Origin of the sequence: Mycobacterium ostraviense (assembly GCF_002705925.1) — a bacterium.
GTDB lineage: Bacteria > Actinomycetota > Actinomycetes > Mycobacteriales > Mycobacteriaceae > Mycobacterium > Mycobacterium ostraviense.
Genome location: NZ_NKRE01000047.1, coordinates 1 through 265 on the forward strand (window position 1 = coordinate 1; position 265 = coordinate 265).

Genomic DNA, 265 nt, shown 5'->3' on the forward strand with positions numbered 1-265 from the left:
GATGGGGACAATGTGATCGAGGGGCACGGCACCTACCTTTAGGGCGGCCGGCCGCATGAACAAGGCCGCCAGCAGGCCCACGACCAACGCGGCGATACCCAACAGCATGGATTGCGCCATCGCCGCCGAGAATGGCGCGCGCAGCCCAGGCGGCAACACCCCATCGGAATCGGAATCGGCTGGCATTGAAGGAATTTCGGCAGCCAAACGCGCTGTCATCAACGCCCCCATTGCCGAACTGCCCAGCACACCGCCGACCTGGCGC

At 65.3% G+C, this 265-nt stretch carries 1 pseudogene; it reads right to left on the reverse strand.

What is annotated here, in order from left to right:
- Positions 1 to 265 (reverse strand): annotated as a pseudogene (locus tag CDN38_RS27840) (MFS transporter); the annotation flags it as partial.